25 protein-coding genes and 2 pseudogenes are annotated in these 25,069 nt (G+C 31.2%); 6 read left to right on the top strand and 21 right to left on the bottom strand.

Annotated elements, in window-relative coordinates; all coding sequences use genetic code 11:
* Window positions 1-80: 80 nt before the first annotated feature.
* The 3 genes from B7R67_RS05115 to putP all read right to left on the bottom strand — a co-directional run bounded on the left by B7R67_RS05115 (window position 81) and on the right by putP (window position 2,738).
* A complete protein-coding gene (locus B7R67_RS05115) occupies window positions 81-464 on the bottom strand; it encodes a DUF5412 family protein (RefSeq protein WP_088068176.1) in 384 nt (127 codons plus the stop codon).
* A 175-nt stretch (window positions 465-639) separates the two neighbouring features.
* Window positions 640-855 carry a hypothetical protein gene (locus B7R67_RS05120; RefSeq protein WP_088068177.1) on the bottom strand — a complete coding sequence of 72 codons (216 nt, stop codon included), beginning with the start codon at window positions 853-855 and terminating at the stop codon, window positions 640-642.
* 407 nt (window positions 856-1,262) lie between these two features.
* A complete protein-coding gene (putP, locus tag B7R67_RS05125; protein WP_088068179.1) occupies window positions 1,263-2,738 on the bottom strand; it encodes a sodium/proline symporter PutP in 1,476 nt (491 codons plus the stop codon).
* Between the two features lie 346 nt (window positions 2,739-3,084).
* On the opposite strand from putP, the gene B7R67_RS22820 reads away from it, so the two are divergent.
* Window positions 3,085-3,294 (top strand): LytTR family transcriptional regulator DNA-binding domain-containing protein, encoded by a 210-nt coding sequence (locus B7R67_RS22820; protein WP_407920378.1) that lies wholly within the window; start codon window positions 3,085-3,087, stop codon window positions 3,292-3,294.
* Window positions 3,295-3,314: 20 nt separating this feature from the next.
* Here the strand turns inward: B7R67_RS22820 and B7R67_RS05130 are convergent.
* The 4 genes and pseudogenes from B7R67_RS05130 to B7R67_RS05145 all read right to left on the bottom strand — a co-directional run bounded on the left by B7R67_RS05130 (window position 3,315) and on the right by B7R67_RS05145 (window position 7,393).
* Window positions 3,315-4,636, bottom strand: a pseudogene (locus B7R67_RS05130) (TrkH family potassium uptake protein).
* A complete protein-coding gene (locus B7R67_RS05135; RefSeq protein ID WP_088068181.1) occupies window positions 4,633-5,289 on the bottom strand; it encodes a potassium channel family protein in 657 nt (218 codons plus the stop codon). The pseudogene B7R67_RS05130 and the gene B7R67_RS05135 overlap by 4 nt, the downstream one beginning before the upstream one ends.
* A 104-nt stretch (window positions 5,290-5,393) precedes the next feature.
* Entirely contained in the window at window positions 5,394-6,716 is a 1,323-nt protein-coding gene (locus B7R67_RS05140) for an ArsB/NhaD family transporter (RefSeq protein WP_088068183.1), read from the bottom strand.
* Between the two features lie 131 nt (window positions 6,717-6,847).
* Window positions 6,848-7,393 (bottom strand): hypothetical protein, encoded by a 546-nt coding sequence (locus tag B7R67_RS05145; RefSeq protein WP_088068185.1) that lies wholly within the window; start codon window positions 7,391-7,393, stop codon window positions 6,848-6,850.
* A 236-nt stretch (window positions 7,394-7,629) separates the two neighbouring features.
* Here B7R67_RS05145 and B7R67_RS05150 point away from each other — a divergent pair, with 236 nt between their 5' ends.
* Window positions 7,630-7,863, top strand: a complete 234-nt coding sequence (locus tag B7R67_RS05150; RefSeq protein WP_088068187.1) for a hypothetical protein — start codon at window positions 7,630-7,632, stop codon at window positions 7,861-7,863.
* A gap of 228 nt (window positions 7,864-8,091) precedes the next feature.
* On the opposite strand, the gene B7R67_RS05155 is transcribed toward B7R67_RS05150, so the two are convergent.
* The 4 genes from B7R67_RS05155 to B7R67_RS05170 form a co-directional block, all read right to left on the bottom strand.
* Window positions 8,092-9,333: a cation:proton antiporter gene (locus B7R67_RS05155; RefSeq protein WP_088068189.1), complete on the bottom strand. Its 1,242-nt coding sequence runs from the start codon at window positions 9,331-9,333 to the stop codon at window positions 8,092-8,094.
* 61 nt (window positions 9,334-9,394) lie between these two features.
* Entirely contained in the window at window positions 9,395-10,927 is a 1,533-nt protein-coding gene (locus tag B7R67_RS05160) for a spore germination protein (protein WP_088068191.1), read from the bottom strand.
* Window positions 10,928-11,029: 102 nt separating this feature from the next.
* Window positions 11,030-11,428 (bottom strand): DUF1259 domain-containing protein, encoded by a 399-nt coding sequence (locus B7R67_RS05165; RefSeq protein WP_088068193.1) that lies wholly within the window; start codon window positions 11,426-11,428, stop codon window positions 11,030-11,032.
* Between the two features lie 323 nt (window positions 11,429-11,751).
* Window positions 11,752-12,330, bottom strand: a complete 579-nt coding sequence (locus B7R67_RS05170; RefSeq protein WP_088068195.1) for a DUF421 domain-containing protein — start codon at window positions 12,328-12,330, stop codon at window positions 11,752-11,754.
* Window positions 12,331-12,605: 275 nt separating this feature from the next.
* Between B7R67_RS05170 and B7R67_RS05175 the strand changes: the two genes are divergently transcribed.
* Entirely contained in the window at window positions 12,606-13,187 is a 582-nt protein-coding gene (locus B7R67_RS05175) for a YitT family protein (RefSeq protein ID WP_088068197.1), read from the top strand.
* A 416-nt stretch (window positions 13,188-13,603) separates the two neighbouring features.
* Here the strand turns inward: B7R67_RS05175 and B7R67_RS22295 are convergent, their stop codons facing one another.
* The 5 genes and pseudogenes from B7R67_RS22295 to B7R67_RS05195 all read right to left on the bottom strand — a co-directional run bounded on the left by B7R67_RS22295 (window position 13,604) and on the right by B7R67_RS05195 (window position 16,162).
* Window positions 13,604-13,762: a hypothetical protein gene (locus B7R67_RS22295; protein ID WP_167374906.1), complete on the bottom strand. Its 159-nt coding sequence runs from the start codon at window positions 13,760-13,762 to the stop codon at window positions 13,604-13,606.
* Window positions 13,763-13,917: 155 nt separating this feature from the next.
* Window positions 13,918-14,244: a YciI family protein gene (locus tag B7R67_RS05180; RefSeq protein WP_208615629.1), complete on the bottom strand. Its 327-nt coding sequence runs from the start codon at window positions 14,242-14,244 to the stop codon at window positions 13,918-13,920.
* A gap of 74 nt (window positions 14,245-14,318) precedes the next feature.
* Window positions 14,319-14,645 (bottom strand): hypothetical protein, encoded by a 327-nt coding sequence (locus B7R67_RS05185; RefSeq protein ID WP_088068199.1) that lies wholly within the window; start codon window positions 14,643-14,645, stop codon window positions 14,319-14,321.
* 19 nt (window positions 14,646-14,664) lie between these two features.
* Complete coding sequence (locus tag B7R67_RS05190; protein ID WP_088068200.1) at window positions 14,665-15,045, bottom strand: DUF5412 family protein; 381 nt, start codon at window positions 15,043-15,045, stop codon at window positions 14,665-14,667.
* A gap of 515 nt (window positions 15,046-15,560) precedes the next feature.
* Window positions 15,561-16,162: pseudogene (locus B7R67_RS05195) on the bottom strand (DJ-1/PfpI family protein).
* Window positions 16,163-16,418: 256 nt separating this feature from the next.
* Here B7R67_RS05195 and B7R67_RS05200 point away from each other — a divergent pair.
* Both B7R67_RS05200 and B7R67_RS05205 read left to right on the top strand, forming a co-directional pair.
* On the top strand, window positions 16,419-16,820 hold the full coding sequence (locus B7R67_RS05200; protein WP_088068202.1) for a DUF1259 domain-containing protein: 402 nt from the start codon (window positions 16,419-16,421) through the stop codon (window positions 16,818-16,820).
* Between the two features lie 239 nt (window positions 16,821-17,059).
* Window positions 17,060-17,950 (top strand): L,D-transpeptidase family protein, encoded by an 891-nt coding sequence (locus B7R67_RS05205; protein WP_088068204.1) that lies wholly within the window; start codon window positions 17,060-17,062, stop codon window positions 17,948-17,950.
* 84 nt (window positions 17,951-18,034) lie between these two features.
* Here the strand turns inward: B7R67_RS05205 and B7R67_RS05210 are convergent, their stop codons facing one another.
* The 3 genes from B7R67_RS05210 to adh all read right to left on the bottom strand — a co-directional run bounded on the left by B7R67_RS05210 (window position 18,035) and on the right by adh (window position 21,135).
* A complete protein-coding gene (locus tag B7R67_RS05210) occupies window positions 18,035-19,072 on the bottom strand; it encodes a M42 family metallopeptidase (RefSeq protein ID WP_088068206.1) in 1,038 nt (345 codons plus the stop codon).
* A gap of 92 nt (window positions 19,073-19,164) precedes the next feature.
* Window positions 19,165-19,437 carry a hypothetical protein gene (locus tag B7R67_RS05215; RefSeq protein WP_088068208.1) on the bottom strand — a complete coding sequence of 91 codons (273 nt, stop codon included), beginning with the start codon at window positions 19,435-19,437 and terminating at the stop codon, window positions 19,165-19,167.
* Between the two features lie 180 nt (window positions 19,438-19,617).
* Window positions 19,618-21,135 carry an aldehyde dehydrogenase gene (gene adh, locus B7R67_RS05220; protein ID WP_088068211.1) on the bottom strand — a complete coding sequence of 506 codons (1,518 nt, stop codon included), beginning with the start codon at window positions 21,133-21,135 and terminating at the stop codon, window positions 19,618-19,620.
* A gap of 157 nt (window positions 21,136-21,292) precedes the next feature.
* Between adh and B7R67_RS05225 the strand changes: the two genes are divergently transcribed.
* Window positions 21,293-22,111 carry a YitT family protein gene (locus B7R67_RS05225; protein WP_088068213.1) on the top strand — a complete coding sequence of 273 codons (819 nt, stop codon included), beginning with the start codon at window positions 21,293-21,295 and terminating at the stop codon, window positions 22,109-22,111.
* 208 nt (window positions 22,112-22,319) lie between these two features.
* Here B7R67_RS05225 and abc-f read toward each other — a convergent pair whose 3' ends face one another.
* Window positions 22,320-24,164 carry a ribosomal protection-like ABC-F family protein gene (gene abc-f, locus B7R67_RS05230; protein WP_088068215.1) on the bottom strand — a complete coding sequence of 615 codons (1,845 nt, stop codon included), beginning with the start codon at window positions 24,162-24,164 and terminating at the stop codon, window positions 22,320-22,322.
* Window positions 24,165-24,562: 398 nt separating this feature from the next.
* Entirely contained in the window at window positions 24,563-25,057 is a 495-nt protein-coding gene (locus B7R67_RS05235; RefSeq protein ID WP_088068217.1) for an acyl-CoA thioesterase, read from the bottom strand.
* Window positions 25,058-25,069: the final 12 nt, after the last annotated feature.

Below are 25,069 nucleotides of genomic sequence, written 5' to 3' on the forward strand. Positions count from 1 at the left end.
AATACGATGCACACAATAAAAAACGCCCAATTAGGTTGCTTTTATTCTTGAACTAATGCGCTCGTTAGTTGAACAGTGTTTTACTCCTTACGAAAATCATAAGTTTGATTTGGAACAATTAATTTATGACCATTTATTATCACGGTATCATTCTTTATCCATTTTATATTTGCTTTTTCTTCATGGTAATTCCAGTAAATGTTTTTAGGTTTAATGTCTTTCTTGTTAAAAATTAATTCTCCCCTAATAGCATAGTCTGTTGTTGCTCCCCCACTCGATACGTACGCTTTTATAGTATATTCTTGATTTGGCGACTTACTTTGTGAGATAAATTTACCTTTTGGAATATAACTTAAAGTAGGTGGTGCAAAGAAAGTCATATAAATATGGTATGAAATCCAAATTAGAACTGGTAATGAAACTATTATAAATCCAATCGTTATGTATCTATATTTCTTAGCCAAAACTTCTCCCCCAGGTGGATGTATTCTTAATTAATATACCATATAAACTTTCATTTCTTTTCAAACTAAATTGGTAAATTGCACAATAAAAAGGCTGCAAAACAGCCTTTCATGATCTTCAACTAACGCGCTCGTTAGTTCAATTACAAACATAAAATTATTGATTAATAACTACTTACAATTTGCATTCTTTTATCCATTTCCAAATTCGAAAACTACCGAAAATAGAAACTAATAGAAGAGCAAGCATTGCTATAACCCAAATCGAAAATCTATTTATTTCTTTTAATCCTTCAGCGTTTCGAATTATAAAAGTTGAAAAACAAATAAACATTAAATAACAAAATACATTTGGGATAATCCATCCAATTCTTAATTTTTTATTTTTCAATGATGGTCACTCCTCAATGAACATTTTATAAATAAACTACTATTAAGTGGATTTCAATTGAAAACTTCAGTGATTTTATTTAATTATTTATTCGATTTATGAGTCGAAAAATCCTTTCCTTATGCAACTAACCTGCTATATGTTTCTCTAAATTGATATTCCTTTAAACCTTATGATAGACCCAGTTTGCTCAAGCAGTTGGCTAAAAATTCTCCCGTTTTTTATGCAGGATTTTATCAAAAATAAGAGAATAGATATGAAGTAGATATCTCTTTATCCCATAAATATAGTTGTATAAAAGTCTGTATACCCCAAGAAAAAATAAAAGCCAAACCCTTTAGTTATAAGGAGTTGGCTTTTTGTTTTACTTCCGTTAAGAACCAATATTTTAACTAGAAATCAATCTTTTAAGCTAGTCTTTTTTCCATTTCTTCAAATTGATCTTCTATTTTCTGACTTTGATTTGAAGTTAGCAAACTAACAATGATAACGGCTACTAAGCTAAAAAAGAATCCTGGTACCATTTCGTATAAATTAATCGTTTGTTTAATAACATCAACACTTATCCAAACAATTACCGTGAAAGCTCCTACAATCATACCCGCAAGTGCTCCCCAACGAGTCATTCGTTTCCAAAATAAACTTAATAAAATTGCTGGACCAAATGCAGCTCCAAAGCCTGCCCAAGCATTACCTACAAGATTTAGAATCGTGTCACTTGGTTTTAATGACAATAGAAGTGATACAATTGCAACGATTAAAACAGCTAAACGTCCTACACGTACAAGCTCTTTCTCCGTAGCATCTTTTTTACCAAAAATACGATATAAATCCTCAGTTAATGCACTTGATGTTACTAAAAGTTGTGAAGAAATCGTGCTCATAATAGCTGCCAAAATGGCTGATAACAAGAAGCCTGTAATTAAAGGATGAAATAACGTATTCGCGAAAAAAATAAAGATTGTTTCAGGATCTTTTAACGTCAAATTATTAACAGATATATAAGCGATTCCTACAAGTCCTGTTAGTGTCGCACCTACGATTGTGAAAAGCATCCAACTCATCCCGATTCGACGAGCTGGTTTTAATTCCTTTACAGTTGATATTGCCATAAATCGTACAATAATATGAGGTTGTCCAAAATACCCTAATCCCCAAGCAAGTAATGAAACAATTCCTATGAATGAAGTTCCAGTGAAGATATTTAATAACTTAGGATCAATATGTTGAATCTCATCAAACACAGGCTTTACACCACCTATATTTGTAAACGCCACTAAAGGAACCATAATAAGTGCAATAAACATAATTAAACCTTGAACAAAATCTGTTAAACTAACAGCCAAGAAGCCACCGAATAATGTATAAGCAATTACAACTCCTGCCGTTACAAATAGCCCAATTTTATAGTCAATTCCGAATGCAGATTCAAATAATGTACCTCCAGATACAAGACCAGCTGAGCAATACAATGTAAAGAAAATAATAATAACAATTGCTGAAGCGATTCTTAATATTCTACTTGTATCTTGGAATCTCTTTTCAAAGTAGTTTGGGATAGTAATCGAATTGTCTGCAACCTCTGTAAAAATTCGTAATCTGGGAGCTAATAGTAAATAATTTAAATATGCACCAATTGTTAAACCAATGGCGATCCATACAGAAGAAATTCCAGTCGCATACATTGCTCCAGGTAATCCCATCAACATCCAGCCACTCATATCAGCTGCACCAGCTGAAAGTGCAGTAACTGCTGGTCCAAGACCACGGTCTCCGAGCATATACTCAGATAAACTATTAGTAGACTTTTTATAAGCGTATGCACCAATAGCTAACATAAAAATAAAATAAATAGAAATCGATATAAGTACTTGCTTATCCATTGACATTCCTCCGTTTTACGATGAAGTAGAAAAAACTATTAATTGATAACATTTTCTTCAAGAAAATATATGCCAAATCGTGTAGAAAAAACTCTCCACTATTACATAAAATTATTTTATTATAATAACCTGAAAATTACAATTATTATAAAAAAGTAAAACTATTTATAAAATTCAATTTTTTTACCGTGTATTAAAAGAACTGATTTACATTTCATCGTCAAAAATAAAGAAAATGATTTAATAACGATCTAAATGAAAACCAAAATAAAAAATGAAATAAATTGTTTCGTCTCTCCGTACACTGGAACAAAAGATACTTGGTACAGTAAATGGACAGATTCACATTTTATCATCAAAAGATATTTTTTATTTCGAATCTGTTGATAAGAAGAATTTTATTTATACAGATAAAGAGGTATTTGAAACAGCATTACGATTGTACGAGGTGGAGGAAATACAAGGCGATAGTGAATTAAAAATAGCCTATCACAATGAACAATTTTGCACATTGATGACAGGCTCTTCCAAGTTTAATCTACAATATTTTTATTAATTGAAAAAAATTTTTTTCTATTAACCAGTTAATATATCTTCATTAGGATATTTAATTCTTGAATTCACAGGTTTCGCTAATGACAGCGCAAGTGTTAGGGGACCAATTTTCCCTAAAAACATAATAAAAACAATTATTATTTTACCAATGACTGATAAACTAGCTGTAATTCCCATCGATAAGCCAACTGTACCAAATGCAGAAATTACCTCAAACAATATTTTAATAAAATCTGCCTTTTCCGTTATGCTTAGTATAAATACAGCTATACTGATAAAGATCAGTGCAATTGTGGAAATTGCTAATGAACGGAAGATAAAATTTTCACTTATTGAACGATTTGCAATTTCAATCTCTCGTCTTCCTTTTAAAAATGAAATGACACCTAAGATGATTACCATAAAGGTAGTTAACTTTATTCCCCCACCAGTTGAACCACTTCCAGCTCCAACAAACATTAGAATAATCATTAAGAAAATCGTAGAATGATCAAGTTGACTAATATCTAATGAATTAAAACCTGCTGTTCTTGGACTTGTTGCTTGGAAATATGAAGCCCATAACTTGTCCGACAGAGAATGAAGCCCCCCAAGTGTATTTGGATTATTGTACTCTAACGTAAAAATAAAGAACATGGCAATAAAATTTAGAATTAATGTCCCAACAATCATAATTTTAGAATGTAAACTTAACTTTTTAAAGCTTTTCTTTTGCCATATATCAGCTAACACCGTAAATCCAATTCCACCTATAATAAATAATAAAGAAATGACGATATTTACAAGTGGGTCTCCTACATACCTCATTAAACTATCAGACCATAACGAAAAACCCGCGTTATTATAAGCAGAAATAGCATGGAAAAAACTTAGATAGATTCCTTTCCAAAAACCAAATTCAGGAACCCATCTAATTGATAAAAATATCATCGCAATTAACTCGACAAGAAATGATATGATAAACAAGTTCTTAACTAATTTTATTACTCCACCAATTGAGTTTTGATTTAGTGCTTGTTGTACAAGTATTCGTTCTTTAAACCCAATTTTTTTCCTAACATAATAAAAACCAATATCGCAAAAGACATGATTCCTAATCCACCAAATTGAATTAGGAAAGTTATCACTAGTTCTCCAAAAAGAGTAAACGTTTTTTCTGTATCCACAACTCCTAATCCAGTAACTGTGCTTGCCGAGGTAGCTGTAAAAAGAGCATCGATCCAACTAATTGACGTAGTAGTTGCGAAAGGTAACTTGAGTAATATAGTTCCTAAAGTAACAAAGCAACCAAACACTAATATTAGTAATTGGTAAGGCGAAATAGCCTTTTTTTTCATTTTTATACGCCTTCTTCCTCAAACCTTTTAATATCATCATTGTGCCCAATGACTATTAATATATCGTCTTTATGAATTTTATAATCTCTTAATGAGGAAACAATCATTTCGTCGTTTCGCTGTAATCCGACTATATTACATCCGTACTTAGCTCGGACATCTAATTCGACTAGTGTTTTATTATGTATTTTTTCCGTTGCACGAATCTCTACAATGCTATGGTTTTGGGATAACTCAAAATAATCAACCATCTTGTCGGTGACTATATGACGTGCAATTCGTTTCGCCATATCCCTCTCGGGGTGAATCACACGATCTACACCGATTTTTTCTAAAACTCTTTGGTGGTAATCATTTTGTGCTTTCGCCCAAACTTGTGGAATACCTAATTCTTTTAATAAGAGTGATGTTAGTATACTGCCTTCTACGTTGTTTCCAAACGAAACAAAAACATGATCAAAATTACGTATGCCTAATGTTTTTAAAGTTATTTCGTCAATCCCATTAGCTTGTACAACATGGGTAGCATACTCTGAATACTCATTAACCTTTTCTAAATCTAAATCAACAGCCAACACATCGACACCTAATTCTGAAAAAGCTTTAACTAAGCTTCCTCCAAATCTTCCTAAACCAAATACTGCAAATTGTTTTTTCAACGTTGATTTCTCCTTTCATTGAAAGATGACCATTCTAAATAATAAGAATGATCATCTTATTAATCCTTCTCAAACAAATTCTTCTTAACCACAATAAAGTTTATTTACATTAGAAATTTTACATATATATATAAGTTAGATAATAGAAGCGAAAATAACATAATTGGAAGTCCTATCTTCAAGAAGTCCCAATAACCAAATTTGTGCCCTTCTCTTGATGCAATTCCAGCAGCTACTACATTGGCAGAAGCACCTATTAATGTTCCATTCCCTCCAAGACAAGCTCCTAGTGCAAGTGACCACCATAACACTTCAATTTGCGGAGCATCTGGTGCAAGACCCATTCCTACTGATAAGTCTTGTATTAAAGGTATCATAGTTGCAACAAAAGGTATGTTATCGATTGTAGCCGAAGCTATTCCTGATACCCACAATATTAAAGGTGCAGCTACTTGAATATTTCCATTTGTTAATTCTAAGACTTTTTTTGCTAAAGAACCAATTAAACCAATATCTACTAATCCACCTACAAGTACAAATAGACCAGCAAAGAAAAAAATAGTCACCCATTCTATATTTGCAAAAACATCCTCTAAATCATGTTCCTTCACACCAATAATCATTAGTATTGTTGCACCTAACATTGCTACAAGTGCTGCATCTAAATGTAAAATAGAGTGAAGTATAAACCCCAATAAAGTAATTCCTAGTACAACCAGTGATTTTATTAATAAAGATTTATCTTTTATATAGTCTGTTTCATTAATTGACATCAATGTTTTAATTTGGTCTGATGTGGTTACCAACTTTTTTCGGTAAATAAAATAAATAATGATTGTTGTTGCCAGGATAATAATACAAATAATAGGCGCTAAATTTATCAAAAAAGAATTAAACGATAAATGTTTATTGGCTGAACCAATCATAATATTAGGTGGATCACCAATTAAGGTAGCTGTCCCACCAATATTTGAATAAATAACCTCAAGAATTAAAAATGGTCTTGGATCAATCTTTAAAATTTTTGTTATGGATATTGTAATTGGAACAATTAATAATATCGTAGTTACATTATCAAGAAATGCTGAACAGATTGCTGTTAGTAACGACAATGAAATTAGTATAAGTATGGGTTTTCCTTTTGAGATTTTAGCTGTCTTAATTGCTATGTATTCAAATAACCCAGATTTACTTGTAATATATACAATAATCATCATTCCAATTAAAAGTGTAATAGTTTCCCATTCAATATGAGTTGTTAATGCAAAATGTAAATCAACTACCCCAATTCCAACCATTAGTCCTGCACCTAATAATGCAACTAAAGCTCTATTGAGCTTTTCACTTATAATAAAAGCATAAGCAATTAAGAAAATTATTATAGTTGCATAATACCTCCAATTATAGGCATGTTCAAAATGTTCCATTTCTTTCCCCCCGAAACTTAAGTAAATATTTTTCTTTATTCAACCCTTTACAACTGATTACCAAAATTTAAAATTAATAGATTGGACAAATTTGATAATGTCTACTAATCTTTGATGCAAAAGGATGTATGTTATTTTATCTCTTCAGGATTTAACTGTATTCCATTTTCTAAATTTATTAAATTAATTATTCTTTTAAGATCATAATCAAACTCACAAATAGCAATGTGTTTAATCCATATGTCTTTATTTGTTTTTTGAAAGCATGTTATCAAACAAGGGAAGTTTTTATTTGATTTAATTAGATACCAGCCAGTTTTTTTTCTTCTCCAATATGCTTGATTCACCACTTTATTAGATAACTTAATGCGTTTCTGCCAAAGTTCTAACTCTTGTTTTTCACGGATAGTAAAATAGACTTCATTGATCTGTTCATTTTGTTTTATAAGTTTTTTCCCATGCCCTGTTTCTATAATGTTCATTAACTCTTCTTTACTTTCTGCAAACCAATACCCGATAATATAGCGATATCCATTTTGAAATTTCCACACTGCCCCAAAAAATCGATACGTCATTGTATCTATATCAAGTTGGTGGTTAGATATTCCCAAAAATGTTGGACTTGAATTAAGTTTTAAAAAAAATTTCAGTACGAGATTTCTTAAAAATTTAATCATTTCAGTACCTCATTCCAATTAATATCAATTTTCGTCTATAGACAAAAAAAGCCTGTCATCAAGGCATAATATCCCCTTGTTTTGACAGACTCCACCTAAAAAAATATGTATTTCTTGTAGTATATCATCTTATACTTATAAAGATGATTATATTATGAATATTGATAATAATAAAGATGTTTGAATAAACTCTATAAGGTTACCATATTTGAAGACAAATTAAAAAGAGGTGCTATATGGAAATTATATACTTAGTCTTTGGAAAAGGTTTTAAAAAAGAAGATATCATCTATGTTGGCACAGAAAAAGATAAAGCAATGAATTATTATTTTGCCTGTCATGACGTAGATTTAGATAACCAAGCTGATATTTCATTAGGCATCAATTATACTGATAGTTGGATACAAACTTGGAAAAACGGCGATTTAGTAGAAAAAGAGTGGCGACCTGACATCAATGGATTGGACTAATAACAAAATAAAAAACAAGCAAAATTGCTTGTTTTTTATTTTCAGCACATAGGATTGCATCTAATATTTTCTTTCAACTCTACTCTCAAATCACCAATCAACTTCAGATAATATGTATTACATGATAATCAAGCTCTAGTATTACATGTATAACTATGAACTATATTTATTTAACAATTGATAACATCTTGTAAGATACATAAGTTACATAAAGATAGCAATTCTCCATTACGCTCTATATTGTTCTTTATTTTTTAAATACACTATTATTTTTGGGATACTCAAACCTTGAATCAACAATGAGAACACTACATTTGCATATACAATTAACAAAATATTTTCTCGATACGGAAAATCAACGGGTAAAGTTAGCGCCAGCGCAATTGACAATGCACCTTTTAATCCCCCCCAATTAATCAGGAACTTTTCGTTATTTGTAAAAGTTTTAATCTTTAAAAGACTAATATTCACAGCAATTGTTCTTGCTATTAATACAATAATTATCGTTAATAAAGAAACTTTCCAATTATCAAGAACATCTAATCGATAAACTACTAAACCAATCAGAAGAAATAAAATCGTATTTCCTACAAATGAAACGATGTCCCAAAAACTTGATATGTAATCCTCTGTTACTTTGCTCATTCCGATTTTCTTTCCATAATTCCCAAATACTATGCCTCCAACTACAACTGCGATTACACCACTTCCATGAAAATGCTCTGAAATTATATAACTTCCATAAAAAAGTAAGAAGGACACCAATGTTTCTAAGGGATAATTGTCTACGAAACTAATCATGTAAGAAGCTAAGAAGCCTAAGCTTAACCCTATAACTGCTCCAATTAGGACAACCTTAAAAAATAATAATATACCTGCTCCAATACCTGATAAGCCCATATTGATATAACTTAATAGGAATACAGTAGATATTTTAAAAAATACTACTGCTATACCATCGTTAAATAAGCTTTCGCCTTCTAAACTAGCCGCAATACTTTTTTTTACATTGTAAATTTTAAACATCCCCATAACTGAAATTGGATCAGTTGCACACATTAGTGAAGCAATCGTAAAGGATACTACTACTGGTAACCTGCAAATATAGATTAATCCAATTGCAACAAGTACAAATGTTAAAAAAGTACATAAAAGAGCTAAACTTAATATTTCATTTTTAAATTTTTTAATTTCTTTATATTCAAACTTCATTGAAGCCTCTCCGAGAAGCGATGGCAAAAAAAGACTAAGAACGATTAATGAAAAAGTCTCACTATTTGTAAATAGATCGGCAATTTTATCTAAAAAGTCAATATTTATAAAACCGATAATTAAACCAAAAATTACAAGTAAAATAGTATATGGTTTATTATATTTATTTGCAATCAACCAAGATAAAACACCAAATAAAAGTAATATTAAAAATTCTCCTATTATCCTATTTGAAACTTCTAACAATTCATGTTCCATTAACTCTCTCCTCAGTTGAAGTTTGACACTCAAAAATAAATAAATCTGAAACCAAATGTATTTATTCACCTTTACTTTGTTCTTTAACAGGATTCGGATTTCCTCCTGGAGGCAGAACTAAAATAGTATCTCGTTGGCTTTTAAAACGAAATGGTGCAAAAGGAGCAAAGTATGGTTCACTAAACGTTCGAAGACTACATAAATGAATCAAAGTACACACGCCCACTATAAAAACTCCTAACAAACCTATATATGCTCCAGCCAATAATATTGCATATCGAAAAATTCTTGCTACAATCCCCATATTGTAATACGGTATAGCAAAACTAGATATTGCAGTAATCGCAACAATTATGATCATAGAGTTTGATATAAATCCAGCTTGAACGGCTGCTTGTCCTAATATTAAAGCGCCAACTATTGAGAGTGTCTGTCCAATTAATCGTGGCATTCGAACACCAGCTTCCCGTAATAACTCAAATACTATTTCCATTATTATAGCTTCTACAATTAGTGGTAAAGGTACGCCTTCACGCTGAGCAGCAAAAGTTACTAATAACACTGTTGGAATAATCCCTTGATGAAATGAATTAACCGCCACAAAAACACCAGGGACAAACATAGTTAATAAGAAGCAAAGATAGCGAAGCATTCTTATAAAAGTCGATACATAAGTACTTTGATAATAATCTTCTGGAGATTGAAAAAATTGGTTAAATGTTGCTGGTATAATCATTACAAATGGACTTCCAGCAATTAAAATAATTATTCGACCTTCTAATAAATTACCAACTGCAGCATCAGGTCGTTCCGTAAATATTGAGGTTGGGAAAAAAGTTTTTTGATCATTATGTATATACTTCTCTATATAACTGGAATCAATAATGGCATCGACATTTATAGAAGTGATTCTTTTTTTCACTTCTTTTAAAAGTTCCTGATCGACAATACCTTGGATATACATAATTTCCACATCAGTTCTCGTAACTTCTCCTACTTTAAATGTTTCTAATCGTAATGCCGCATGTTGAATACGATTACGAATTAGAGACGTATTTGTTCTTAAACTTTCGATAAAACTATCTTTTGGCCCCCGTATAATTGTTTGTGTCGAAGGCTCAGTTATATCTCTCGATTGAACCATTTTTGTACAAGCAACTAAAAAATTACAGTCTTGATTCAATAATATAATTGTATCTCCAAGAAGAAGCGCTGTTAAAAGATTGGTATAACTTGATAATGATTTCAAACTTGATACAGCAATTATACCTTTTAATCCATTTTCCAAATCCACTAACGAAATTTTAGTATTTGTACGAATGCTATTAAAATTTAGGCAAACAATTTTCTCAATAATACCCTCATTTACAACTTCTTCATTTGATATTCCATCAATACGAATAATTGCATAAGAATGATCTATATTTCTTCCAATAGTTCCCTGTCTAATGATGAGATCAGAACTATCTCCTAAATCTGATTTAATTCTATTAATATTTTCATTTATATCTTTACTTAAAGTCCGAGTCAGGTCACCTTGAAATGGAATCTGGTTATTTCTTACTGAACTATTTACTTTTTTATAGTTAAGCATTATATTCACCTTTCCTCCATCTTGGATTTAAAGATACTTTTTCCAAAATCTAGAAAGGTTATGTAAAAGCTAAAAAAAGAGCTTTTACATAACCTTTCTAGACTATCGGACAAGATGATTAAAGGCAATTCTTACTTTCCTTGCAAAATCTAAAGGGTTTTCAACTGACATAAAATGAGCATACATAATATTTGGTTTAATAAACAGCCAGTGATTATGTAACGCACTAACTAATATCCCTTGGTCCTGTAATGATTTGGTAAATGGATAAACTTCTTCTTCTGTTAAAGCAAATTCTCCAAGATTGAGGGAATATCCTTTTTCATCAATACTTTGAAAAGAGATTGATGCACCTGTTGTATGATCAGATTTTGAAGATCTCCCTAATATTGATACATTAAGATTTCTATGAAATGTAACAGAACAAACTCCATTTTCAAGATGATGTTTGCCACCAGCAATTTCGCCAAATTTATTACATAACTCGTTTATATTCATCATCTTTAGCCTCCTTCTAGGAATCAAATGATTTAAAATTGACCAGTTAATATAGAATCTAGATTTAATTAAAATAAATTTATTTCTTCAATAATTTATATTAAATTCTGATTCGAAAAGAACTACAAGTCATGTAATTTTATAATATATCTATCTCAAGTGCGCTTTAATAACCTAGATAAAACAAACCCAATAATTATATGAATTAACTTGTTTATCCACCAATTAACTAAAAAAAGCCTATCACAATGGAAATAACAAAACCATCAGTGAAAGGCTCTTTCTACTTTTTATACATCAAAATTAATTGTTCCTTTAAACTACCATTATTTTAAATAGTTAGGATTCTTTTGAGTTTTCTTTTTAATTTCATTAAATATCGTTGACGAATTCTCATTATCATTCATGTTCATTTTAAATCCAAAAGACTCCATCATTTTACTAAATTCTCCAATGGTTAAAGGCTTTACATCATTCTTTAATTCATAACCTAGTAAACCATTTGGTTCGATAGTTGCAATTTTTATATCTTCAATTCTTGAAATTCCTTCGTTTCGAATGCGCATTTCAAGTTGATCGACAGTTAAACGTAACTTTTTTAAATTTTTTATGTTTAACACACCGTTATCAATTACGATAATAGATTTTCCAGTAATGAATTTCTCAATAGCATTTGATTTTAATTGTAAAAACTCTAAAATAATTACAGTGAATACAAAAATAGCAGCAGCTGAAATAGTCTTAACCATATCCTTACCTACAATTGGAGCTACAATGATTGTTCCAATTGAAATCATCACAATTGTTTGTGCTAGGGTCATTTGCGAAATTGATTTTCTCCCTGATATTCTTAGTAATAAGATACCTGCCAAAATTAAAATTAGTGAATGAAAAATAAAAGTCATGTAAAATTTCCTTTCGAAAAATATAGTTTAGAATTTAAAGTTTAAAAGTGGTTTCATACTGAAATGAAGTGAATATTTCACAAACTTTAATACTTTTAACACATTTTTACCAATTCTTTACGATTTAATGTAATCCTATAGCATTTAATTTTCCTTGTTTGATTTACTATTGGTTTTGTTTTCAATAAACTTACCTTCTTCTTTACAAACATTAAAAATGGATAAGTATAAATAACTTGTTTAATTCATAGAAATTTAAAAAAGTGGAGGTAAACATGAAACATAAAATCATAAAAATTTTACTAGGAAGTATACTAATTGGAATTGGAATTAATGCTTTTATTGTTCCTCTCCACCTTTTAAATGGTGGGATTATAGGAATAAGCCTTATATTAAATTACATTTTGGGGGTAAAATTAGGGGTTATAGTTTTTTGTTTAAATATTCCTATCTATTTATTTACTCTTATCAAAAACCGCATTTACTTCTTTAACAGTTTGATTGGATTAGTTTTCACATCAGTAATGATAGATATATTTATTCCGCTTGAAAACGCAGTTCATCTACCTATCATTTTAAGTGCATTTCTAGGCGGGCTGATAATTGGTTCTGGTATTGGTCTAATGTTACAAGAAGATACCTGTCCAGGAGGAATTGATCTTATTGCATTCTTTTTCTCAAAAACATTTTCCCTAAATTTTGGAATTGTTATCTTAGTTATTGATACTGCAATTATTACTTGTGGAATATATTTCTTAAACGATATTAGAATTCTTTATTCTATCCTTACTGTTATTGGAGTTTCCATTACAACAAGTATTTTGACTACAATTAAATCGATTACTATTTCGTGTTAAAAGCGATATACGATAATAGATATGTTGAAACTAAATGTTGAAGTGAAAGTTTGTTAATGACTTAATACCTCCAATTGACTAGGCTTGTAATTACAGAAGCCCTTTCAACATTAGGTATTATTCTTTTAAACGATCATCTTGCATACAAACGTATAGAAAACCATTACGTTTAAAACTTATTTGTGAATTTCTTCACTTAAACTATCCTGCCATTTAGTTTAAGTATAATTTTTCACAATCTTTTGTGCAGCATGACCTACTGGTTAATTGAAACTATTAACTAATATAAAAATAGCTATAATAAATAAAAGTGAAAAAGCTTTAATCCATTAACGCATATAAAATTTTTTCTTATTAACTTATTGATTTGTTTAAATTTAAAAACAAAAAAATAAAAAACCACATAAAGTGGTTTTTTAATCGCGCATTGCCCCTGCTTCTCGTGAAGTCATTGCTCCTTCGCCTTGACTAACATCTCTTTGAATTTCTTGCTTTACTTTCTGTGGATCGGTTCCTGTAGTTTTTTGGTTCATATTAGCGCCTAAGTTTTCATTACCTTGTTGATTTTGTGGCATAAAAGCCCTCCTCAATTTATAGTTTATCAAACATATTTTTTACAAATTCACTCGATTTATCCTGAAAAGTACAATCTGAATTATTGATTCTTTTCCAATAAAAAAAAGCCGTATAAACGACTCTGTATTTTCTGCAACTCTCACTAGCTTTGGTGCTATTTAGGTAAAGTTGCCAACATCGGATAAAATTCTACTGTCATGATTCCTGCAATAACGGCGGGATCTTCTAAGATAAGTTTTGGAACTTGATCCTCATCTTCAACCTCGATGATTGCGATTCCTTGTGGGTCTTTAGGATTTAGAACTGGTCCAAAAACTAATGCAATTCCCTGATTTTGCTTGTCCGTCCAATAGGAAATATGTTGTAGCATTATGTTCCTTTCCTCATGGGTCATGTCCTGATGAAAAGTTACTCTTGGCGGAGTAGACTTTAAAATGAAGTGGATTTTTCCGGTTTGATTGCTAGTAGTATAGTTCGACAATTTAAATACCTCCAAAATCTATATTTATATTTCTTATCTCATACTTCCCTTTCAATCCCAATCAGTATAAACTTCTAAACATTTTTTATAATGCGAATATAGTTATTTAAATAGTTTGCATAATAACGCATTTTTCCATGCCTCCAAATTATAAAGTCCTTATTTTCTGGATTGGATAAATTTTTGAAAGAATAACATTTCGCTTTTTCTTGTGTCAAATATTTTTCAAATGCATTATTGTCTACTTGATCTTCGATGATTGGAGAAGTAATTGCTATTTTTATATGCCCCTTAAAAAACATATTAGTTCTCATTGCTAATTTCGGAGTAGAATGAAATCCAAAATCTAAAAGAAACGGAGTAATTAAGATTATCGTCCAAATACCTAATTTTTTCTTCAATGAAATACTCCTTATCAACTTACATATTTCTGAAATCATAGTTTTCATTATTAATATTTATTTGTTCATCGTTAACGAAGATTTCTTTATTATTGACCCAGTGAATATTAAAATCTTCTCCAGGTAACCACAAAATGAATTTATCTTTTTCTTTATTATCATTTGAGTGCAATTGACCAATATAACTATAATCAGACTTGAATAGTACTCCTCCAGTTAAATAAATTGATAATACATGCTTTTTATCTGGAGATTCAAGTTTCTTTATTAAGTCAAGTTTTTTAACATTTACATCTTCTAAGGCTTTAATCGAGTTGTTTTTATGTGTATGAACAAAGTAAAAAGAACCGATAAAAATCGTTATTATTAGTAAAGAATATATAAATACCTTTATTTTCATTATTAAATTTCTCCTTTTAAAATTGGCTCTGTTAAAAAAAATGTTGCTTTCCGTTCCAGGATGCTCGCTTTCCATGGGACGTAAGCTGAGCCTCCTCGGCAAGCCTGCGGGGTCTCACCCTTCCCACTACTCCCATAGGAGTCGAGCACCTTCCACTCCAATCATTGTCTGCAAATATTCTATACTTTAAATTCAATATAAACTTTTACGAAAATGTCTTTTTGTATAAAATCAACAATTAACAATAACAAAGCCTAAAAATTAAATCTTAGAAGATATATTTCAACAAAAAGGTAAATTTTTCCTTTTAATTATCCTGCCAGTTCAAAAAAATAAAAAAAGATCTTATCATATATCATTTTGTTCAAGCTAATTCTTCATTACTTTTAATAAAAACTCTCTAGGAATTATAAAAAAAAAGAACTGTTTTTAAACAGTCCTTTTCAATCTTCACTTAACCCTATTTTATTGATGGTGACAGTTTTTTGATCCAAGCTACTGATTTTAAACTTTTCTTAATTTCTCCAGACGACCCCTCTTCTTTCATATTCCATCCGATTTTCAACTGCTGCTGCAATGTTTGCGCCCGCAAAACGTTCAATGATCCATAAAGCAAGATCAATTCCTGACGTAACCCCTCTCGATGTAATAACATCCCATAATCAACAATCCGATGATTTAGTACTTCTACCCCGAAACTCTGTAAATCATCTTTCGCTAAATGGTGCATGCATGCTTTTTTATGTTTCATAATACCTGAAACTGCCATTAGCATTCCACCTGTACAAATACCTGCAATGATTGTTCCTTTTTCATGCAATTCATAAATTAATTTAGGTAACTTTCCTAATTCAGCTTCCCTTTTTAGACCTAAATCTGCCTTATGATTCCAACCTCCGCCCGGCACGATAAGTAAGTCTGGCTTATTATCTAATTTTAATACGTCTTCCACCTGTACCTTCGTTCCAAAGGAAGCTAAAACTTCACTTTTTTCCTCCAATGAAACTAGCTGAACATGAAAATCTGCTCCGCATTCATTTGCTCTATTTAAAACCTCATAAGGTGAAAATGCCACTAACTCCCCAAATCCGTCAAAAAGAACGATTTGTATTTTCAATAGACTACTCCTCTTTTCTTTTAATTTTCAGCACCAACAAATTTTTCAATTTACAGTTTTATTCTCTTTTTATAAAATAATCCATTCTTCCACCAAATTGAGTTAATAAAAAAGACTTCATTCAAGCTACTTAGGTGTCTAATTCGCGAATCTTAATAAACAGGTTAATATGAACATTTTCAAATTAAAAATTCATTGACTGGTTCGAAAAATATTCATTTTCATATTCTAAAGTATATCTTTTGGAGGTGTTTAAATGTCTAAAGATTTGTGTAAAGAATTAGCGAGGATTCTTAAAGGTGAAGCCGAGCAAAAAAATAATATGTGTATGGTAACAAGAGCAAGAACTGATCTAAAACCAACAATTCTTGGTCAAACTACTCAATCAGAGATGGTAATTTCATTTGAATATAGTTTTGAGCCCATTCCAAATAAAAGTGAAACGTTGAATCTAGCTGAATTTGTTTTTTTGCAAGAAGAAGTGAATCCTTTTTTAAAAGCCATAAGTAGGAATGATCAAATCAAAGTATCTGCAATACACAATCATTGGTTGTTTGATGAACCACGGCTCATTTATATGCACCTGGAATCAATTCAAAGTCCAATTAGATTTGCAAAAGAGATCGCAGATGCTTTAAAAAAAGCAGGTATAAAATAAAACTGTTTATTCCCTTTCTATCCATAATTAGGAGGGATGATCGTCCCCTCCTTATTCTTTTCTAAATACTAATCATACAAATTTGCCCAACTTACTCATTGTTTCATAGGTAGAAAATATCCATTAACTAATTTTTTGGCTATCTTTTTCCTCATTTTCTATTTTTAATTAGATAGGACAAGCCGTCTGTTCATAAGATATAAAGCTACGTATTTTTTTACATTGTTGGAGGGAAAAATTTGTTTAGACGGAGTTTTCTATTTTTCTTAATTCTGATTTTGTTTTTAAGCATTAATTTCATTCAATCTTTTGCAGAATCAAAACGGGTTTCACAGTTTATCATTATTAATAAATCGATTAATAGATTAGCTTTTTATGAGAATGGTAAATTGGTAAGAGTGTTTAAGGTTGCTACTGGAAAGAGTCAGGATTTAACCCCTGAAGGGAAATTTAAAATCGTCACAAAAATTGTCAATCGTCCTTATTATAAAAATAATATTCCAGGTGGTGATCCACGTAATCCTCTAGGAAATAGGTGGTTAGGTTTAAACGCAAGAGGGACATGGGGTACAACCTATGCAATACATGGAAATAACAATCCAAGTTCAATTGGGACTTATGCTAGTCATGGTTGTGTACGAATGTATGACGAAGAAGTTGAATGGTTATTTGATCATGTAATGAAAAATACAACCGTATTAATTATATCTTCTAAACAATCATTTCAAAATATAGCAGTTGCAAATCATTTATTTGATGAAGATTCTGGAATTGTTGTTGTTTCAAAACCATCAGATATCTCAACAAGCTTACAACTTGGAAGCGTTGGAACCGAGGTTGAATGGTTACAAGATACTTTAACAAAATTAGGCTATTCTACTAACGGAGTCGATGGTTATTTTGCAGAAGGTACTGACCAAGCAGTTCGAGCATTTCAACAGGATAATAACTTAGATGTTGACGGTGTAGTTGCTCAAGGTACAATAAAATTATTAATCAGTAAACTCCAGGAGAAACACCGGGAAACGGTATCTGCTTACTTCTATACTTTTACATTAAAAAAAATAAAAGTTAATGGTGAAACTAGATCCGATAGTCAATTAAATGGTGTACAAAAACTAAACTATTAAAATATAATGTTTTATTTTTTTATAAGCTCTTAACTAAAAAAAGTAAAAAGCTGTTGAAGTACATTCAACAGCTTTTTTCATTTCTTATTTAGTTAAGTAGAAATACAATAATTTCATCGTATTTTCCATTGCGCTATAATGTGTTCTTTCCATACCATGAGAAGCATGTACACCCGGCCCAATTAAGGCACCACGAATATCTTGTCCCCCACGTAATGCTGCTACTGTATCAGAACCATACATTGGATAGATATCAACTGCAAAGCTAAGGTCGTTTTCTTTCGCTAAATTAACTAAATCAGTCGTCATATTATAATCATATGGTCCTCCAGAATCTTTTGCACAAATTGAAACATCATATTCTGTACAGCTTAAGTCATCACCAATACATCCCATGTCGACTGAGATTAATTCTGTTATATCAGTTGGGATATATGATGAACCATGTCCAACTTCTTCATATGTTGAAATAAATAATTTTGTAGTATATGTAGGTACAACATTTTCTCTTTTAAATAATTCTAATAACCCGATTAAACATGCAACACTTGCTTTATCATCAATGAAACGTGATTTAATAAAACCACTTTCAGTGATCGTTGTTTTCGGATCGAAGAAAATAAAATCTCCTGGGTTAATTCCAAGATTTAATACATCTTCTTTTGTTTTTACACATTCATCAATGCGAACTTCCATATTCTCTGGATCACGTTTTTTTGTTTTACTATCTTCAAAGACATGAATTGAAGGACTTGTCGATAAAAATGTACCGCTGAATATTTTTCCTTCTCTTGTTCTAATTTGGCAATATTCTCCGTCTAATGTTGGGACAATCGGTCCTCCAATTACAGTAAATTTTAACGTACCTTTACTCGTGATTGACCTTACCATTGCTCCTAATGTATCAACATGTGCAGATAATCCAACTACTCGTTCATCACTTTTTCCAGGAATTGTGATCACACCACAGCCTTTATTCGTTGTTTCAAATTCATAACCTAAGCTTTTAGTCCAAGACTGAATTAACTCCATAATTTCAAAGCAAAAACCACTTGGGCTATTAAATTCTAGTAATTGTTTTGCAGTTTGTAATACGTACTCTTTATTAAATTTACGATTCATCGGTTTTCCCCTTCAATTTTGAAATTTTCACGAAATTCTCAACTTAATAATCATACATTTATTTTTTGTTGATATCAATTAGCGTTAAATTTTTAATTATGATATAAGGACTGTAATGCCTCATGCTCTACATCTTTTTTCACATAAATATCATATTGAGTATTCTCATTAAATACTCTACTTCTTAAGTTCATAGGTAATTTTGTTTTATATTGAATACCTTCTTTTCTTAATTTACCAATAATTAAAAAATAGTTTTGGTAACCAAATGCAGTATATATTAGTTTCCATTTCCGATTTAAATTGAATTGGATGAAAGTGAAAAGTATTATAATGACAATAAGATAGATTGCTAAATATAACATCATTCTCCCTCCTACTTCTACTGTTTATTTAATCTATTTATAGGATGCTAGTTTTTATGTATAGTTTTTAAATATTTTATTTTTATATTATGATTTGCACCTTTTCATAACGCTTTTTTTGTAAGATCTTTTATAAACAAATACACTCCAGTAAATGATTTACTGGAGTGTTTTCATTTTTTAGAAGAATCCTAGTTTACTTGGAGAATAGCTTACTAGCATATTCTTTGTATTTTGATAATGATCCAACATCATTTTATGTGTTTCACGACCGACGCCTGAGTTTTTATATCCACCAAATGCTGCATGAGCTGGGTACGCATGATAACAGTTTACCCAAACACGACCTGCTTCAATGTTTCGTCCAAATCGATAAGCAGTGTCCATATCACGAGTCCAAACTCCTGCTCCCAATCCATATAAAGTATCATTTGCGATTTCGAGTGCTTCTTCTTTTGTTTTAAATGTAGTAACTGAAACAACTGGTCCAAAAATTTCTTCTTGGAATACTCTCATCTTGTTACTTCCTTTAAATATTGTTGGGTTTACATAATAGCCGTCTTTAAGTTCTCCATCTAGAACATTTCGACTACCACCAACTAAAACTTCTGCACCTTCATTTTTTCCAATTTCAAAATAAGATAAAATTTTATTCATTTGTTCTTGAGATGCTTGAGAACCAATCATTGTTTGAGGATCAAGTGGATTTCCTTGTTTAATTGCTCTAACGCGTTTTACAGCTTTTTCCATAAATTCTTCATAAATTGACTCATGAATTAATGCTCTTGAAGGACATGTACATACTTCACCTTGATTTAAAGCAAACATCGTAAATCCTTCTAGTGCTTTATCGAAAAATTCCTCGTTATCCATTACGTCTTCGAAGAAAATATTTGGTGACTTTCCACCTAATTCCAATGTGACAGGAATTAAGTTTTTCGAAGCATATTCCATAATTAATCTTCCAGTTGAAGTCTCTCCAGTAAAGGCAATTTTCGCAATTCGGTTACTTGAAGCTAAAGGTTTTCCAGCTTCTAATCCATATCCGTTTACGATATTTACAACCCCTGGAGGTAATATATCTTGTATTAATTCCATTAACACTAATACAGATGTCGGCGTTTGCTCAGCTGGTTTAAGAACAACACAGTTCCCTGCTGCTAACGCAGGAGCAAGCTTCCAAACAGCCATTAAAATTGGAAAGTTCCATGGGATAATTTGCCCCACAACACCTAATGGCTCTTTATAATGATAGGCTACCGTATCACCGTCAATTTCTCCTAGTGATCCCTCTTGTGAACGAATACAACCTGCAAAATAACGGAAGTGATCTATTGCTAAAGGAATATCCGCAGCTAAAGTTTCTCGAACAGGTTTGCCGTTTTCCCATGTTTCAGCAACGGCTAAATATTCTTTATTGGCTTCCATCCGGTCAGCAATCTTATGTAAAATATTTGCTCGATCAGTTACTGACGTTCTCCCCCATTTATCTTTGGCACGATGCGCTGCATCAAGAGCTAAATCAATATCTTCAGAAGTTGAACGTGCAACTTCACAAAATACTTGTCCAGTAACAGGTGATACATTGCCAAAATACTGTTCCCTAACAGGTCTTACCCATTCTCCACCAATAAAATTGTCATAACGATTTTTAAACGTAATTAATGAACCAGATTTTCCAGGCGTAGCAAATACCATATTCAATTCCTCCTTAATAGCTTGTCTATACACACTATGAAAACGCAACCAAAACTATTCCTTATAATACATTTCCAAATAAAATATTTTGATTCGAGTTTACTATTTAGGTAGAATAAGAGAAGTGTTAAAAATCTATTAAAAAGTAGGGTTAACTGTGCGAAAAAACTTCATAGACATTTTATATCTTCTTCTAGGGTCAGCTATTTTTGCCATCGGTGTTAACTTCTTTGCAATACCGAATAAATTGGCTGAGGGTGGTTTTACCGGTATTACGATGATTACGTATTATCTTTTTAATTGGTCACCTGATATTGTATATTTTGTTTTAAATGCTTCATTATTATTAATTGGCTATCGATACTTAAAAAAGCAATTAATCGTATATACAATCATTTCAATTTTAGCTATTTCATTTTTTCTAAAAATTACTGACGGATATGGTGTCCCAACAAATGAGACTTTATTAGGTACAATCTTTGCAGGAGTATTGATTGGATTAGGCTTAGGAATTGTCTTTCGTGCTGGTGGAACAACTGGGGGATCAACCGTTCTTGCTCAAATGGTCCATCAATCCTTCGGGTGGAGTATTAGTAAATCACTATTGGTATTTGATTTAATTGTTGTAATGGGTGGGTACTTTGTAATCGGCTTTGAAAAAACATTGTATACAATCATTTCCATTTATATTGGCATTAAAGTATTAGATTATATTATGGAAGGATTAAACCCGAAAAAAGCAATCACGATTATTTCCGATCAAGCAACCGAAATTGCACAAATCGTATCAAATGAATTGAATCGTGGCGTAACAATCTATCCGGCTAAAGGCCACTACTCTGGAATCAGAAAAGAATCACTTTACATTATTATTAATAATAAAGAATTATTTGAGCTTAAAAAAATCATTCATACGATCGACCCAAAAGCATTTGTTGTCATTCATGACGTAAATGATGTACTAAGAGCAAGTTAAAGGTTTATAGAAAAAGCAGGGTATTCTAAACCCTGCTCCAGACTATTGGCAAACGCTCGCTTTCTTCGTTGCTTCACCTGACTGCGGTGCTCATTACCGTTAAGGGTAACTCCGCTCCTCGCCAGGCTTCGCGCCTCGAAAGACAAGCGTTTTCAATCAGTCTGACAATCTGATTTATGAACCCTGCTCTTTTACTATTAGTATTTTTTTAATTTGATTTTCTAACTTGTTTATCTTGCATTTCATTGTATTTCAGGTTTACTTCATCCAGTTCTTTTTGTAAGATGACGATTTTGGAAATTTGTGCTTCATTTTCTTCGTTTGTTTCTTTTTCTTCTGCTATTAAAGATGCAATTTCTAACTGTAATTTTACTCGTTCATTTAATAAGTTTTGTTGATCAGTTGAGATTGTTTCTTTTCCTCTCCATTCTGCAAAAGATCCTTTAAACTCATAAAAATTACCATTTTCAATTTGGATTACACGGTTTGAGACTTTCTTTAAAAGATATGGATCATGAGAAACAATGACAACTGCTCCGTGATATACAGCTAATGCTTCTTCAATTCGCTCTCTAGTGTGAATGTCTAAATAGTTTGTCGGCTCGTCAAGAACAAGTAGGTTCGAATCAGAAAAGTATAGCTTTACGAAGGCTACTCTACATTTTTCGCCCATGCTTAGCTGACGAATACTTTTAAATACATCTTCTCTTCTAAAAAGAAAACAAGCTAAAATTGTTCTTGCTTCTGTTTCGGTCATATTTGGTAGTGATAAAATTTCATTTAAAATGGTTGAGTCTTCATTTAATGTTTCTAGTTCTTGCATAAAATAACCAATTTTCAATTGAGGATTCTGTCTTATATTTCCGTTACTTGGTGTGAGTAAGCCAGTTAATAATTTTAAAAATGTCGATTTACCTGATCCATTTTTCCCAATAACGGCCAGGCGATCTTCACGATTTAAACTGAAATTCACTTGATTAAATAATGTTTTATCATTGTCATATGAAAAATCTACGTTTTCAAATGTAATCATCTTTTTTGCCGAAAACGAGTCACTCTCAAATGCCGCAGTTATTGTCTTTACTTCTTTTGGCTTTTCTACTTTTCTTTTTTCTAATCGCTCTAAATCTTTTTCCTTTGATTTAAATCTTAACGCATTTTTTGCGGCTTGTTTCTTGGCGAAAGGATCACGTTCACTAGCTGCGTTATGAGAACTTGCAAACCATTGCTTATATTGATTAATCGTTTCAATTAACTTTTTCTTTTCTGCTTCTTGTTTCTCATATAAGGATTGCTGTGTTTTTCTTTCATGTTCCTTTTGTAACTTGTACTCTGAATATCCTCCGCTGTATTTAAAAGTACCTTCTCCAGTTAACTCCACTGTAACAGTTGCGACATCATCTATAAATTGTCTTTCATGTGAGATAAATAATGCACTTCCTCTAAAGTTAATTAACCAGTTTGTTAACCACTCAATTGACTCACTATCCAAATGATTCGTCGGCTCATCTAATATTAGTAATTTCGGTTGTTTTAACATGATTTTAGCTAGCTTTACTTTCGTTTTCTGACCGCCACTTAAATTACAATACGGAATATTCCACAACTCTTTCGGTAATTGAAATTTCTTCAATACTTGATCAATACTTGTTTCCCATTCATAACCATCTACTTCTAGGTATTCGCTTAGGAAATCATTATATTTAAGAAGATTTTTTTCATCTGTTAAATCCATAGAGAGTAATTCTAAATTCTTTTTTATGGCATATCGCTTTTTATCAAATGACTCAATCACTTCTCTAGCTGAAAGCATTTCAAATTCCTCATCGTCGGTTAAGAGCCATCCAATATCGTCTTTTGAATAGTGAATTTGCAATTGCCCTTTGTTTAAAGGAATATTCCCTAATAATGCATTAATAAATGTTGTCTTTCCAACTCCATTTTCACCGATTAAAGCGACTCGGTCACCTTCTTTTATTTCTAAATTTCCGTTTCTAAAAATTGTTATTCCGTTTAATTCTATTTCTAAATTATTTGCTTTTATTATAAACATAACATCACTCCATCCGACTTATCTAGTTAGTTCAGTTAAACATAACGATTTAACAGAACTTAAAATAAAAAACACACAAGCAGTATCTGCCTGTGTGTAAATTGGATGAATTTAGTTAGTCTGTAAATACAAAAAATAAATTACTTAATATCTGATATGAAGTGATCATGAAATAAACCCTTATTTAAATAATAATGGATTTATTTAATATTAAGTATTGGCACAAAAGATAGACAGACTTATCCAATTTCTCTGATTTCAGGCAGAGTACTTTTTTGCTATAAAATTTATTAGCTTAAAAAGTTATCGGATATTGTACATAGTGTCTAAATTTGATGCCTCCTTCAAAATATTAATTTAATATTAGCTTATATTAAATTTAATTTCAATCTTTTCTTCTATTCTTTCCAAATTAATGCCAATTCATTACTTAGTTTCTTTCTTAATTGACGACTTTCTAACCTTTTATATGCAATTTGTTGTAATTTAATTTCTTCCTCGGTTTCTGGAACGACCTCTTTTACTTTATGTGGTTTTCCATCTTTTAGTGCAACAAATGTGACAAAACATGTCGCAGCTACTCTTTTTTCACCAGACAATAAATCTTCTGCAGTAGCTCGAACAAAAACTTCCATCGAACTAGTACCTGTTAAAATTACGAAGGATTCATAAAAAATACAATCACTTTCACGAACTGGGCATAAAAACTCAACGGAATCCATCGATGCGGTTACACATTCCATTCTTGAATGCTTTGTAGCTGATATAGATGCAATTAAGTCCATTGCTGCCAGCATTTTTCCGCCGAATAATGTACCATGGTTATTTAAATCAGTTGGAAATACTCTACTACTATCTAATACTCTGGATTCTTTTACGAATATACCACTCATCGATTTCACCCT

Origin of the sequence: Gottfriedia luciferensis, from assembly GCF_002156865.1 — a bacterium.
Classification (GTDB): Bacteria; Bacillota; Bacilli; order Bacillales; family Bacillaceae_G; genus Gottfriedia; species Gottfriedia luciferensis.